This window comes from Rathayibacter sp. AY1A7 (genome assembly GCF_002930845.1).
Classification (GTDB): Bacteria; Actinomycetota; Actinomycetes; order Actinomycetales; family Microbacteriaceae; genus Rathayibacter.
In genome coordinates, this window is record NZ_PSTL01000025.1 from 25,862 (window position 1) to 39,622 (window position 13,761).

Here is a 13,761-nt window from a genome sequence, read left to right on the forward strand (position 1 = left end):
GCCTGCGTGTGGCGGGCATCAGAGCAGCTCGAGGAGTCGGGGTACGACACCCGACTCGATCAGGATGAACAGACCCAGGCCGATGAACACGGCCGGCACGAGCCAGTGCTCGACCCTCTCGAGCAGCTCCGTCACCGTCTTGTTCGTGCCGACGACGCGGGCGACCAGGCACCACACCGCGACGAGGAGGAAGAACACGATGATCGTGACCACCGTGTCCGGGATCGGGCTGGTGCGGAACACAGGCGTGTAGAGGGAGATGTTGTCTGCGCCGTTCGCGATTGTGATCCCCGCGACGCCCAGCAGCCCGACCGCGCTGATCGAACTCTCGTCGTCGTCGTCGTCGTCGTCATCATCGCCCCTGCGGCGCAGGGTGCGGATGAGCCCGTACAGACCGATTGCCAACGGGATCAGGCCCAGAAGCCCCACCCACTCGTCAGGGATGATCGTCAGGCCGGCGGCGGCCACGACGCTGATTGCGACGAGAGTCGCGAAGCCGAGGTACTGCCCCGCCACGACCCTCCATCCGGGCAGTGAGCCACGGGCGGACGCGAGGAACAGCACCGTCAGAACCACAATGTCGTCGATGTTCGTCGCAGCAAACAAGCCGATCGCCGCGACGATCGTGCCGATCACTTCGCCACCTCCGCGCCCCGACCAGCATCCGACACTGCGTCCGCGTCACGCGCGCTGCGAGCTTCCGACCCGAACCTGCCGCACAGATCGACCAGGAACCCCGTCGCCTCCAGCAGCGCCTCAGCAGACTCGAGAAGATCGATCAGCTCCGGACGGGCCAGGGAGTAGAACACCTGCCGTCCCTCCGCACGCCCCACGACCAGCCCACACTCACGCAGGCAACTCATGTGCTCAGAAGCCGTCGACTGCGCCACCCCCAGCTCCGCCACCAGATCGCTGACCCGAGCCTCACCATGCTGGAGCCGGCGCACGATCTGAAGACGCTTGGGCTCGGCCAAGGAGTGGAAAAGGGAGACGGCGGCAGAAGCGCCCCGCACATGATCAATCGGCATTCACCGATGTTATCGACACAAATCGATTCTGGCGACCAGAGGCGCTCTGGCCTCCATCGATGGCACGCCGCGCGGCGAAGCGTGTCCAACCGCCCGTGTCCGAGAGCTACGTCCGGCGAGGCACGCTCGCAGCGCAGTCAGGGACGTAGCTCACATCGGTGAGCAAATGTTGCTGCCCCCTTTGTTTCAAGCCATACTGATGACGCATGGATACACGTGCGCCCGAAGCCAGCCACCCGGCTGGCTTTCTGCGTTAACGGGCGGTCCGCGCTTCGAGTAGGCCCTGGACGCTCCTAAGTGGCGATCCCACGCCGCGGCACGGCGATTTTCCGCCGAACGATGTCACCCCCTACCTTGATGATGGGCACTCGACCTGTCGCCCGATCAGCCGGCCTCGAGCCGGCTTTTTTCATGCCCAGGATCTGAGCAGTTCGCGCTCTCTTGGCCCACTCCTCTCCTGCCGGCACCCGAATGGTTGCCGGTAAGGAGTAGAACCGAGCCGACCGGCTCGGTGTCATCTGGACGCGCTCGCGCGTTCACCCCGCGGAGGTCACATTGCTGAACTCGCTGATCGAGATGCTGCTGAAGGAGGTGGACCCCAACGTCGCGCTCGTGTGCATCACGAGCTACTTCGGACTCCGATTCATGGTGAAGAAGATCGAGGACTTCCTCGTCATCTTCCTTCCCAGCAAGGAGCCCGCTCGACGCAAGGCCCTCCTCCAGCGAAGCCGACGCCCCAAGGCGTAACTCGAAAACGCCCCTCCGTGGAGGGGAGAGCTCTGTCTTCTAGTGCCTCACAAAACAGTAGCTTTTTGAGACACCCGACCGAGCAGTGGCTCGAGGTTTGCTGTGCACGAGATCTCGGGCGCGACTCTGTCTCGGAAAGCCGTCTTGCCGTGTTTCGTCTCAGGACAGGACGCGGAGGGTGTTTCCGAGTCAGAATGACGTCGTGAGGCTTCTGGGTTATACGCGTGTGAGTACGTCGAGTCAGGACGCGCAGCTGCAGCTCGACGCGCTCGTCACCGCCGGGGTGCAGAAGCGCGACGTCTTCGCGGACGTCACCTCGGGGAGCAAGACCGCGATCGAGCGCTCCGGCATGAAGAAGCTGCTCGAGTACGCCGAGGACGGGGACACCGTCGTCGTCTGGCGAGTCGACCGTCTCGGCCGCTCCCTGATCGATGTCCTGAACACGGTGAACCTGCTGCGCGAGCGCGGCGTTCAGGTCCGATCGATCTCCGACGGCATCGACCCGTCGACGTCGACGGGCCGGCTGATGCTGAACATGCTCGCCACCCTCGCCGAGTACGAGCGCGAACTTATCGTCGAACGCGTCAACGCCGGCATCGCCGCCGCTCGAGCGAGCGGGACCCGCTTCGGCCGGCCCCTCTCAGACCCGGTAGTCGTCGCGGACAAGCTCGCCATCGCCGCTGATGCTCGAGCCCGCGGGCGCACTGCCGAGGACGCTGCTCGTCTCGTCGGGTGGAGTCGCGCGACGCTCTACCGTCACCAGCAGGCCCACGCGGCCCGCGAGAGCGCAGCGATGTAGCGACTGATGGACGGCCTCGAGCGGTGGCGGATCCTTCGACTTCACGTCGAAGATCAGGTCCCCCTCGCGGCCATCGCCCGCGAGAGCGGCATCGGCACGCGGACGCTGCAGCGCTGGCATCAGCTCTATAAGAAGAACGGGCTCGCCGGGCTCGACGACACTGCGAGGACCGACAAGGGCGGCCGGCGCACGGATCCGGCGACCGTCGCCGCCATCGAGCGGCTCGCCCTGACTCGGCGTCGTCCGTCAATCGCGACGTTGCATCGCACCACCGTCGAGGGATGCCTGCGCGACGGCCGGCCGGTCATCTTAAGCCCTTTTTCGTGGAAAGCAATGAAGTCACTGCCTCGACAGGAAGCTTCTGAGAACCTTCGTGCGTTGCTTGCCCAACCCATTTGATGCCATTCTCATCGGCCTTGATAGACGCGGTTCCAACGGGTTCCGAAAGCTCTTGGGCTGTATCCATACCATGAAGTAGTGCGGCTTCCACTCCTTCGGACGTGAGAAGCTGTTCATGCCACCCGAAAACGTTGGAGGGTCCTCTTCGATATCTATAGAGGATGAAGGCGTCATTAGGTTCCTGTGCCCAGCAGTGAATAAGTTCGATATCACCAGCACGATCTTGCTTTAGGAAGACACGCACTCCTCGCAGGAAGGCGTCGGCTGTATGTTCCGCTTGTGTCATTGCCTTACTCCTTCTAATCGACAGTAGCAGAGGAGAAGAGTAGATCTCTTCTCCTCTGCTACTGACCGAACTTACTCCGTGAACATGATCTTCGGCAGGGGCGCGTAGTCGAACGCGACCTCGGTCACGTCGCTTGCGATCTCTGCCTTCAGCTCCTCGATCTCCGGCGACGCGAGGATCTCGGCCTGCTTCGCTTGTTGGTCCGCCGTGAGCCCTTCCTCCGCAGGCGTGCTCGACCGGCTAAACGGGTTGTCGACACCTGGGTAGTCAATCGAGTACGTCACCCAGTCGGCGCAGCGAGCTTCGCCGCCCTGCTTGCAGTAGAGGGTCTGCATGCCCATCTTTCCGCCGACGGGCCATCCGTAGTACAGGTCGTACGACCGGGGATTGTAGATGCCCAGCAACTCGACCTGCTCGCGGAGCACGCACCTGCCGTCGACGCAGTCGTAGTTGCCCGCGTAGGCCTTGAGATTGTAATTGCCGTTCCCCTGCAGCGTGCTGTTCGTGGAAGCCATCACCTTCTTCATTGCGTTGGTGCTCCAGATGTTGTGCTTGTGGAAAACCTTGTCGAGGCCCCACCCGCGCTCGATGTCTGCATCGTAGAAGCCGCGCCGGATCGGGAAACTCCCATGCGTACTGCTCGACACCGTCGCGAAGGTGTCTGTACTGGGGTAGCCGGCGGGCGGTTGTGCTGCCATCACCGGTCCCGTAGAGACCAGTCCGATTCCGGTGGCTGCGATGCCCGCAATAAGCAGGCTTGCAGCGAAGGAACGGAAACGCTTCATGCGATCCACCTTTAGCTTCTTGTCTCTACTCTCATTGGCACTTCTGAATTCCCTCAATGGCATATCGAACGGCCTTTCATCTGTAGCGTTTTTTCAGATGCGGATTGATCTCCGCGTTTGAAGAAGGCTTGCAGCGAAGTCAGGAACGGTCAAGAGCGGAGCTTCAAGTGGCGGGATAAGTGGCGCGTTCGTGAGCGAGGAGTCTTACTCGGATCTTCGTGAATTCGGCTCTACTTCTTTCTCTCCTCCGCTTTCGCTTGCTTCAGCGCCCTCGGTTGGCGTGGCCGGAAGGGTGGCGGCCAGCGCGCTGGTGAGATCACTTCGGGGGCCGCCCGCAATGCGACTCTCGTTAGCAGCACACTCCGATCGACCATATGAGTATGTGTCACGTTCCAGGCGTGTGGTGAGGGGATGAAAGGTATGACAGGAGCGAAAAATCGCAGCACACCAGTGAAACCACTCCAAGATCGAGCTCATCGAACGCGAGCCGCGATCGTCGCGGCGGCACGCGAAGTCGTCATCGAGGTGGGTAGAGATCGGGCGACAACCGCCAAGGTGGCGGCTCGCGCCAGCGTCGGCATCGGCACTCTCTACCGGTATTTCGTCGATTTCGCGGATGTGCTCGAGGCTGTTTATGCAGAGGATCCGATCTACGATAGACATCAAGCGGTACTGAGAGCTGCGCACAAGGCGACCGACTCGGAGAGCGCCGAGACCGTCGCGGTGGAAGCTCTTCAAGAACTCATAAAGGAACTCAGGGCTGAGTCGCTTCTCGAAGCCGAGCTGCGTCTTTACACCTGATCTTGGGATCGTGCGAGCAACCCGCGGTGTCCGCTCGCATCGCAGAAGGCCTTCGTTTGTTCAGCGAGCGCACGCATCGGATGCCTCGCCACGAGGGACCATCAGCGCTCGCCGCCCGCCCGCTCCCCGAACTCCACGAGCTTCGCGAACAGGTCCTCGATCAGCCAGCGGGTGTCGAACGCCTCGCAGACCCGGATCGCGTGCGGCCCGGAGTCGGGCAGGAGCTCGCCGTCCGTGGAGAACCTCGGCGCGCGGCGCTCCCGCCAGCGTCCGCCGGCGGGGTTCATCACGGCGCCGATCGCCGGGCTGTCACCCAGCGACCGGAAGTCGAGCGGCCCGTACGGGATGGTGTCGTTGAACGCGATCAGCTGGTCCACCAGGTAGTCGCCGAGGGGGCTCGTGCCGCGGAGCCGCGTGCGGAGCTCGGCGTGCCCGACTCCGACTCCGGAGTACACGGGCATCGGGATCTGCCACAGGGCGATGCCCGACTCGAGGACGCCGTTCGCGGCGTCGACGTCGTTGATCAGGTTGAACTCGGGGCTGTAGGCGGGGATCTCGTCGTAGGGCGGGCCGCCGACCCAGACGACCACGATGTCGCGGGAGGCGATCGACGGCTCGAGCAGCAGGGCGGCGGCGACGTCGGTCAGCGGCCCGAGCACGGCGATCCACAGCCGGCCGTGGTCGCGCAGAGCCTCCGCGACGATCAGGCGGGCGCCGTCCGACGCCTCGGCGGGCAGGGCCGACTCGGCGCCGTCGACGACGGTCACCGTCGATCCCGCCAACTCCACGATGCGGTCGATCTCGGCGCGCGACTCCGGCATGCTCCCCGGCCGGCCGAAGTGCGCCGCCACCAGACCGCGGACGTCGAGGGTGTCGGTCAGCAGCGCCTGGACGATCGCGAACTGGTCGTCGGCCTCGTTCGCGGCGTCGGTGCTGACGATCAGGCGGTGCGGGGAAGGCGGGGTCATGCGGACTCGCGCTGCACGAGGGTCGTCGCGAGGATCGGCTGCCGGTCGACCGGGCGGCCCTGCACGACGGCGACGACGGTCTCGGCGGCGACGCGGCCCATGTCCTCCAGGGGCTGGCGGATGGTCGTGAGGGTCGGATCCGAGGTGGTCGCGATGACGACGTCGTCGAAGCCGATGACGGAGACGTCGGCGGGGACGCGGCGGCCGGACGCCTGGAGCACGCGGATCGCGCCGTTGGCCATCAGGTCGGAGGAGGCGAAGACGCCGTCGAGGTCGGGGTGGCGCTGCAGGAGGCGGGCCATCGCGGCGGAACCGCTCTCGAGGGTGAAGGCGCCGTGCACGATCGGGCTGGAGTCGAGGCCGAGCTCGGTCAGCTCGTCGCGCCAGCCGCGGATACGGTCGCGGGCGGGCTCCATGTCGTGCGGGCCGGCGATGATGCCCAGGCGCCGGCGGCCGGAGTCGGCGAGCGCGCGGGCGGCGAGGCGGCCGCCTCCGTAGTTGTCGGAGTCGATGACGATCGCGTCCTCGGGCAGGGCGACGCGCGGGCGGCCGACCCAGGCGATCGGCACGGGGGAGTCGGCCAGCGCCTGGGCGAGGTGGGTGATCTCGTGCTGGAGGATCACGATCGCGCCGTCGACGGCCCGCGAGCGGAGGAAGCGGGGGATGCGGTCGCTGTCGTCGTGGTCGGCGGGCAACAGCACGGGCTGCACCTCGCCGGCGTAGAGGCCCTTCGCGGCGCCCTTCAGCACCGAGGTGAAGAACGTCCCGGTGAGGCTGTCGAGCTCGTTGAAGGCGACGATCAGGGCGATGGCCCCGGCCCGCCCGCCGCGGAGCATCCGGGCGGCGCTGTTCGCCTCGTAGCCGAGGGACTTCGCGGCGCGCTCGACCGCGGCGGTCATCCGGACGTCGACATTGGTGCCGCCTGCGAGCACCCGGGCGGCGGTGGCGCGCGAGACGCCCGCGGCCTGGGCGACGTCCACCAGCGTGGGTCGAGTCATGCTGCTTCCTTCTGCGAGGGGAGGTTCCGGCTTCCGCGCCTCCCCGCGGAGCACGGTGGGGAGAACGTCGGAGTGAAGACTCGCACGGGGCGGCGGGCGGCCGTCCGGAACTGCTCGATTTGCGAAACTTCCCTTTGATACTAGGCGGAGATCGTTATCTCGCGGAGACCGGTTCTCGCTTGCATCGTGCTCGCGGGCGGGTTAGGTTGGCCGCCAAGAGATCGTTCTCTGAGGCCCGCCCTCACCGAAACCCTGCGAATCCCCAACGAAGAGGAATTGTCGTGAAAAGAAGCCTGACGGCCGTAGCCGCAGCAGCAGCAGTAGTCGCGCTCACCCTGACCGGGTGCTCGTCCGGAGGGGGAGGAGGCGCCTCGGACGACCCGAACGCCGAAGCCACCTTCTGGTCCTTCACCGGCATCAACGCCAAGGACAGCGTCGACGAGTACCTCGCGAAGATGCCCGACGCGAAGATCAAGCTCTCCGAGGTCGGCAGCACGACCGAGACCGCCACCGCCCTCACCGCGGCCCTCGCCGGCGGTAAGGTGCCCGACCTGGTCATGATCCAGAACGACGACCTGCCCCAGTTCGTCGCCAACAGCTCGAACTTCCTCGACCTGCGCACCCTCGGCGGCGACGACGTCGCCTCGACCTACCTCCCGTGGGCCGCCTCCGCCGCGACCGCCGACGACGGCTCCGTCGTGGGCGTCCCGACCGACGTCGGCGGACTGGGCTTCGCCTACCGCGCCGACCTCTTCGAGCAGGCCGGCCTGCCGACCGAGCCCGACCAGGTCGCCGAGCTCTGGAAGGACTGGCCGTCCTTCATCGAGACCGGCAAGAAGTACACCGAGGCGACCGGCAAGCCGTTCGTCGACAACATCGAGACCAGCGTCTTCTTCTCGACCGTCAACCAGGTCTCGGAGAAGTACTACTCGCCCGACGGTGAGCTGGTCTACGACACCAACCCGCAGGTGAAGGACGCGTTCCAGGTCGCCGTGGACACCAAGGACGCCGGCATCAGCGCCGGCATCGCCGCCTGGTCCTCGGGCTGGGCTCCGGGCCGCGCGAACGGCGCCTTCGCCGTGACGATCGCCCCCTCGTGGATCCTCGCCGGCATCAAGACCGACGCCCCCGACACCGCCGGCAACTGGCGCGTCACCAGCGTCCCCGGCATCGGCGGCAACTGGGGCGGCAGCGTCATCGCCATCCCCGCCCGCGCCGAGCACCCCGAGGCCGCCTGGCAGTACATCAAGACGATGATGTCGGCCGAGGGCCAGACCGACCACTTCAAGGCCTCGGGCACGCTGCCCGCCGCCACCGAGGCGGTCGCCAGCGAAGAGGTCCAGTCGTACACCGACCCGTTCTTCGGCGACTCGAAGATCGGCGAGGTCATGGCCACCTCCGTCGAGCAGTTCCCGTCCTTCTACAACGGACCGGACACCACCCCGATCAACGGGGCGCTCCTCAACACCCTCGTCGAGCTGGAGGCCGGCAACGTGACCTCCGACAAGGCGTGGTCGACCGCACTCGACACGGCCAAGCAGGCCATCGGCGGCTGATCGCACCACCCACCCGAGCGGCCCGGCGCCTCGCGCGCCGGGCCCCTCCCCCCTTTCTCGACGGAGGTACTCCCGTGTCAACGGTGACAGCAGCACCACCCCGCAAGCAGCGCAAGCAGCCCAGCGCGCCGGTCCAGAAGGCCGCGCGGATCCGCAACTCCCTCTCGGAGCGGATCGCCCCCTACGCGTACGTCGCGCCCTTCTTCATCATCTTCATCGTCTTCGGGCTCTTCCCGCTCCTGTTCACGTTCTACGTCTCGCTCTTCGACTGGAACCCGATCGGCGAGCAGACCTTCGTCGGCATCGCGAACTTCCAGCAGCTCTTCGCCGACTCCCGGTTCTGGAACGCGCTGGTCAACACCTTCGGCATCTTCATCATCTCGACGGTGCCCCAGCTGCTGTTCGCCCTCTTCCTCGCGCACCTGCTGAACCACGCCCGCCTCCGCTGGGCGAACTTCTTCCGCATGGCTCTGCTGGTGCCGTACATCACCTCCGTCGCGGCGACCGCGATCGTGTTCGCGCAGATCTTCGACAAGAACTTCGGCCTGATCAACTGGTTCCTCGGCATCTTCGGACTGCCGTCGATCAACTTCCTCGCCACGAACTACGGCTCCTGGATCGTCATCTCGACGATGGTCTTCTGGCGCTGGTTCGGCTACAACACGCTCCTCTACCTGGCGGGCCTGCAGTCGCTGCCCCGCGAGATGTTCGAGGCGGCCTCCGTTGACGGCGCGTCCAGCTGGCAGCAGTTCCGCCACCTGACGATCCCGGCGCTGCGCCCGATCATCGTCTTCACCGTGATCATGTCGACCATCGGCGGTCTCCAGATCTTCACGGAGGCGCTCCTGGTGGCCCCTGAATCGGGCCTCACCTGCGGCGCCGGCCGGCAGTGCCAGACGCTGGCGCTCTTCCTCTACGAGCAGGGCTTCGGCCAGTTCAAGTTCGGCTACGGATCCGCCATCGGCGTCGTGCTGTTCGTGATCGTGGTCCTCGTCTCCCTCCTCAACTTCTACCTCTCCACCCGCACCCGGAAGGAGGCCGTCTGATGTCGGATGTGATCGACCAGGCCGTCCCGCAGACGCTGGCCCCCACGGTCCAGAAGGCACAGCTGCCGAAGCGGCGCGGGAAGGGCGGCGGAGTCGGCTGGCCGACCTACGTCTTCCTCGTGATCGCGGTGCTCGTCTCGATCTTCCCGCTCTACTACATGTTCGTCGTCGCGTCGGTCGGAGCGACCGCCGTCACGTCGATCCCGCCGCGCCTGTACCCGGGCACGAACTTCATGGCGATCGCCGAGAAGGTGTTCGACACCGTCCCGTTCATCGCCTCGATGCTGAACAGCCTCATCGTGTCGCTGAGCATCGCCGTCATCTCGGCGATCCTCTGCGCGATGGCCGGCTTCGCCTTCGCGAAGCTGCAGTTCCCGGGCCGCAACGTGCTGTTCCTCATCGTGCTGCTGACCATGACGGTGCCGGCGCAGCTGAGCATCATCCCGCAGTACCTGATCGTCTCGGCGCTCGACTGGGTCGACACCCTCCAGGCGATCATCGTGCCGGGACTGGCCAGCGCCTTCGGCATCTTCTGGATGCGGCAGCACATGTCCACGACGGTCAGCGACGAGCTGATCCAGGCGGCCCGCATCGACGGCGCCAACTCGTGGCAGCTGTTCTGGCGCATCGCCTTCCCGGTGGTCCGCCCCGCGGCGTTCGTCCTCGGGCTGATCACGTTCACCGCCGTCTGGAACGACTTCATGTGGCCGTTCATCGTCCTCAAGTCGCCGGAGCTGTTCACGGTGCAGATCGCGCTGAAGCAGCTGCAGGCCAACCGCTCGATCGACGTCGCCCTGGCGATGGGCGGATCGTTCATGGCCACCCTCCCGCTGCTGATCGCGTTCTTCTTCGTCGGCCGCCGGATGGTGTCCGGGATCATGGACGGGGCGTTCAAGGGCTGATGCACGACGCTTCCCCAGCACTGCCCGGGACGGACGCCGCGCGTCCTCCCGGGCGGGACTGGCGGGACCGCGCTCTGGCTGCGGCCGAGCGCGCCCGCCTCCTGACCCAGGAACTCACCCTCGAGGAGAAGGCCGCGCAGCTCGGCTCCGTCTGGCTCACCGACTCCGCCGACGACTTCGCTCCGAAGCTCGACGACGGGCCCGCCGCGGGCGACGACCTCTTCACCGGCGGCCTCGGCCAGCTGACCCGCGTGTTCGGCACCGAGCCGGTCACCGTCCCGGAGGGCGTCCGCCGGCTCCGCGAGCTGCAGGAGCGCGTGGTCGCCGGCAGCCGCCTCGGCATCCCGGCCATCGCGCACGAGGAGTGCCTCACCGGCCTGGCCGCGTACGGCGCGACCGCGTTCCCCACTCCGCTCGCCTGGGCGGCCACCTTCCACGAGGAGCTCGTGGGCGAGATGGCGGAGGCGATCGGCTCGGACATGCGCGCCCTCGGCATCCACCAGGGCCTCGCCCCGGTCGTCGACGTCGTCAAGGACTACCGCTGGGGCCGCGTCGAGGAGACCCTCGGCGAGGACCCGTACCTGGTCTCGCAGCTCGGCGCCGCCTACGTCGCGGGGCTGGAGGGGACCGGCGTCGTCGCGACGCTGAAGCACTTCGCCGGGTACGCCGCCTCCCGCGGCGCCCGCAACCACGGACCCGTGAGCATGGGGCCGCGCGAGCTCGCCGACACGGTGCTGCCTCCGTTCGAGGCCGCCCTGCGGCACGGCGGCGCCCGCAGCGTGATGACGTCGTACACCGACATCGACGGCGTGCCCAGCAGCGCCAGCCGGCACCTGCTGACGACGCTGCTCCGCGACCGCTGGGGCTTCGAGGGCACGGTCGTCGCCGACTACTGGGCGGTGCCGTTCCTCCAGGCCATGCACCACGTCGCGGTCGACGCGGCCGACGCGGGGCGCCTGGCGCTGCACGCCGGGGTCGACGTCGAGCTGCCGCAGACGGCGGCGTACGGCGAGCTGCCGCGCCTGATCCGCGAGGGCGTCGTCGACGAGGCCGACCTCGACCGCTCCGTGGCCAGGCACCTCCGCCACAAGTTCGAGGCGGGCCTGCTCGACGGCGGCCCGCTGGTGCCCGAGGGAGCCGAGGACGTCGACCTCGACAGCGCCCGCAACCGCGCGATCTCGTCGCGGATCGCGGAGGAGTCGGTCGTGCTGCTGCGCGACGAGGACGTCGCGGGGCTGCTGTCCTCCGGCTCGCTCGCCGTCGTGGGACCGGCCGCGGACCAGTTCCGCAGCCTGGTCGGCTGCTACGCGTTCCCCAACCACGTGCTCTCCAAGCACCCCGGGCACGACCTCGGCCTGTCGATCCCGACGGTGCTGACGGCGCTGCAGGAGGAGTTCGGAGCGTCGCGCGTGCGCTTCGCGGAGGGCGGCTCGATCACCTCCGCGTCGACCGACGGCGTGCAGGAGGCGGTGGACCTCGTCCGCGGCTCCGATGCGGCGGTCGTCGTGGTCGGCGACATCGCCGGGCTCTTCGGCGACGGCACCTCGGGCGAGGGCTGCGACGCGGCCGACCTCCGCCTCCCCGGAGCGCAGGAGCCGCTGGTGACGGCCGTGCTCGAGACCGGCGTGCCCACCGTGGTGGTCGTCCTCTCGGGCCGGCCCTACGCGCTCGGGGCGTTCGGAGCGGCGCGCGGACTCGTGCAGGCGTTCTTCCCGGGAGCGGACGGGGCGGCTGCGGTCGCCGGCGTGCTCTCGGGCCGCGTGGCTCCGACGGGGCGGCTGCCCGTGCAGATCCCGCGGCTCCCGTCCGCGTCGACCACGTACCTGCAGCCGTCGCTCGGGCTCTCGAACCCCGGGATCACGGCGCTGGACGCGACTCCGCTCTACCCGTTCGGCTACGGGCTGACCCGCGGCGCGGTGACGTACACGGACCTGGCGACGGCGGCGGAGCTGCCGGTCGGCGGATCGCTCGACGTGGCGGTATCGCTCCGGAACGACGGCGCCGACACGGTCGAGGTGGTGCAGCTCTACGCGGGCTACCCGACCTCGGCGGTGGTGCGGCCGGTCGCGCAGCTCATCGGCTTCGCGCGCGTGCCGATCGCGGCGGGCGAGACGATGACGGTGCACTTCCACGTCGACGCGGCCCGGCTCGCGGTGACGGGGGAGGACGGCCGGCTCGCCGTGGACCCGGGGCCGCTGCGGCTGACGGCCGGCGCCTCGGCGGCGGACGCGGCGGTGACGGCGGAGGTGTCGATCACGGGCGAGCGGCGGCTGCTCGCCGAGCGGGCGCTGCGGACCCCCTGGTCGGTGGCGCGGGACTGAGCGGTCGGCGCCTCAGGGGGGAGGCGCCGGCCGCTCGCGGGGGCGGGCCGGTGGTGCCGGCTCGAGTCCGCGGAAGTCGCGGTACTCGCGCGCGAGTCCTGCGACTTCTGCGGGGTCGTCGGCCCGGAGCGCGACGGCCGCGTAGCACCGCAGGCGCACAGCGCAAGGGGCCCGCGCGAGCCGGGGGCCCGGCCTAGCGTGGAAGGAGCGGCGCCGCCGGTGGCGGGCCGCGGAGAAGACCGATGCAGAGGAGAGTCATGCCCGCCCTGACCGACACGTTCACGCTGTCCAACGGAGTCGCCATCCCGAAGATCGGGTTCGGCACCTGGCAGATCCCCGACGGCCCCGAGGCCTACGACGCGACGACCGCCGCGCTCGAGGCCGGCTACCGCCACATCGACACCGCCCGCGCCTACGGCAACGAGGCGAGCGTCGCCCGGGCACTGCGCGACAGCGGCGTCCCGCGCGACGAGGTGTTCATCACCACCAAGCTCCCGGCCGAGGTGAAGGACTACGAGGGCGCGAAGGCGAGCTTCGAGACCACCATGGCGGCGCTCGAGCTCGACCACGTCGACCTGTACCTCATCCACGCCCCGTGGCCCTGGCAGGACATGGGGTCCGACTACCGCGAGGGCAACATCGCGGCGTGGAAGGCGATGGAGGAGATCCTCGAGGCCGGTCGCTCGCGCGCCATCGGCGTCTCGAACTTCCAGGTCGCCGATCTGGAGTCGCTGATCGCGGCGACCGATGTGGTGCCGCACGCCAACCAGATCCGCTGGTTCGTCGGCAACACCCAGGACGAGACGACCGCGTACTGCAAGGAGCACGGCATCCTCGTGGAGGGCTACTCGCCGCTCGCGACGGGCGGCCTGCTCGACAACTCCGACATCGGCGAGATCGCCGCGAAGTACGACAAGTCGGTGGCGCAGCTCTGCATCCGCTACCTGCTCGAGAAGGACGTGCTGCCGTTGCCGAAGTCGACGACGCCCTCGCGCATCGTCGAGAACGCCGATGTCGACTTCGAGATCTCGTCCGAGGACCTCGCCCACCTCGACTCGCTCGTCGACACGGAGTCCTGACCCGCGGTCGCCCGCTCCTGACGGTCCGGAGGCCGTCGCACTCGAG

At 67.9% G+C, this 13,761-nt stretch carries 14 protein-coding genes; 9 read left to right on the forward strand and 5 right to left on the reverse strand.

Translation table 11 applies throughout. From position 1 onward, the window contains the following. Positions 1 to 18 precede the first annotated feature (18 nt). Entirely contained in the window at positions 19 to 636 is a 618-nt protein-coding gene (locus C5B95_RS15180; protein WP_104349550.1) for a cadmium resistance transporter, read from the reverse strand. Next, positions 633 to 1,028 (reverse strand): helix-turn-helix transcriptional regulator, encoded by a 396-nt coding sequence (locus C5B95_RS15185; protein WP_104349551.1) that lies wholly within the window; start codon positions 1,026 to 1,028, stop codon positions 633 to 635. Before C5B95_RS15185 ends, C5B95_RS15180 begins: the two co-directional genes overlap by 4 nt. Positions 1,029 to 1,583: 555 nt before the next feature. On the opposite strand from C5B95_RS15185, the gene C5B95_RS15190 reads away from it, so the two are divergent. From C5B95_RS15190 to C5B95_RS15200, 3 genes are all read left to right on the forward strand, one after another. After that, entirely contained in the window at positions 1,584 to 1,775 is a 192-nt protein-coding gene (locus tag C5B95_RS15190) for a hypothetical protein (RefSeq protein WP_104349552.1), read from the forward strand. Between the two features lie 202 nt (positions 1,776 to 1,977). Beyond that, positions 1,978 to 2,574: a recombinase family protein gene (locus tag C5B95_RS15195; RefSeq protein WP_104349553.1), complete on the forward strand. Its 597-nt coding sequence runs from the start codon at positions 1,978 to 1,980 to the stop codon at positions 2,572 to 2,574. 6 nt (positions 2,575 to 2,580) lie between these two features. Continuing rightward, complete coding sequence (locus tag C5B95_RS15200) at positions 2,581 to 2,973, forward strand: helix-turn-helix domain-containing protein (RefSeq protein ID WP_258060033.1); 393 nt, start codon at positions 2,581 to 2,583, stop codon at positions 2,971 to 2,973. Positions 2,974 to 3,330: 357 nt separating this feature from the next. Here the strand turns inward: C5B95_RS15200 and C5B95_RS15205 are convergent, their stop codons facing one another. Then, positions 3,331 to 4,053 carry a hypothetical protein gene (locus C5B95_RS15205; protein WP_146076631.1) on the reverse strand — a complete coding sequence of 241 codons (723 nt, stop codon included), beginning with the start codon at positions 4,051 to 4,053 and terminating at the stop codon, positions 3,331 to 3,333. A 441-nt stretch (positions 4,054 to 4,494) separates the two neighbouring features. Between C5B95_RS15205 and C5B95_RS15210 the strand changes: the two genes are divergently transcribed. Continuing rightward, on the forward strand, positions 4,495 to 4,845 hold the full coding sequence (locus tag C5B95_RS15210; protein WP_181068105.1) for a TetR/AcrR family transcriptional regulator: 351 nt from the start codon (positions 4,495 to 4,497) through the stop codon (positions 4,843 to 4,845). 101 nt (positions 4,846 to 4,946) lie between these two features. Here the strand turns inward: C5B95_RS15210 and C5B95_RS15215 are convergent, their stop codons facing one another. Both C5B95_RS15215 and C5B95_RS15220 read right to left on the reverse strand, forming a co-directional pair. Next, entirely contained in the window at positions 4,947 to 5,813 is an 867-nt protein-coding gene (locus tag C5B95_RS15215) for a nucleoside hydrolase (protein ID WP_104349555.1), read from the reverse strand. Next, positions 5,810 to 6,811 (reverse strand): LacI family DNA-binding transcriptional regulator, encoded by a 1,002-nt coding sequence (locus C5B95_RS15220; RefSeq protein WP_104224675.1) that lies wholly within the window; start codon positions 6,809 to 6,811, stop codon positions 5,810 to 5,812. The genes C5B95_RS15215 and C5B95_RS15220 overlap by 4 nt, the downstream gene beginning before the upstream one ends. Before the next feature lie 281 nt (positions 6,812 to 7,092). Between C5B95_RS15220 and C5B95_RS15225 the strand changes: the two genes are divergently transcribed. From C5B95_RS15225 to C5B95_RS15245, 5 genes are all read left to right on the forward strand, one after another. Next, entirely contained in the window at positions 7,093 to 8,367 is a 1,275-nt protein-coding gene (locus C5B95_RS15225; protein WP_104226495.1) for an extracellular solute-binding protein, read from the forward strand. 83 nt (positions 8,368 to 8,450) lie between these two features. Then, positions 8,451 to 9,413, forward strand: coding sequence for a carbohydrate ABC transporter permease (locus C5B95_RS15230; protein ID WP_104224677.1), 963 nt, complete (start codon positions 8,451 to 8,453; stop codon positions 9,411 to 9,413). Further along, complete coding sequence (locus C5B95_RS15235) at positions 9,413 to 10,315, forward strand: carbohydrate ABC transporter permease (RefSeq protein WP_104224678.1); 903 nt, start codon at positions 9,413 to 9,415, stop codon at positions 10,313 to 10,315. Before C5B95_RS15230 ends, C5B95_RS15235 begins: the two co-directional genes overlap by 1 nt. Continuing rightward, positions 10,315 to 12,636 (forward strand): glycoside hydrolase family 3 N-terminal domain-containing protein, encoded by a 2,322-nt coding sequence (locus tag C5B95_RS15240; RefSeq protein ID WP_104349556.1) that lies wholly within the window; start codon positions 10,315 to 10,317, stop codon positions 12,634 to 12,636. Before C5B95_RS15235 ends, C5B95_RS15240 begins: the two co-directional genes overlap by 1 nt. 257 nt (positions 12,637 to 12,893) lie before the next feature. Further along, entirely contained in the window at positions 12,894 to 13,715 is an 822-nt protein-coding gene (locus tag C5B95_RS15245; RefSeq protein ID WP_104349557.1) for an aldo/keto reductase, read from the forward strand. Positions 13,716 to 13,761 lie beyond the last annotated feature (46 nt).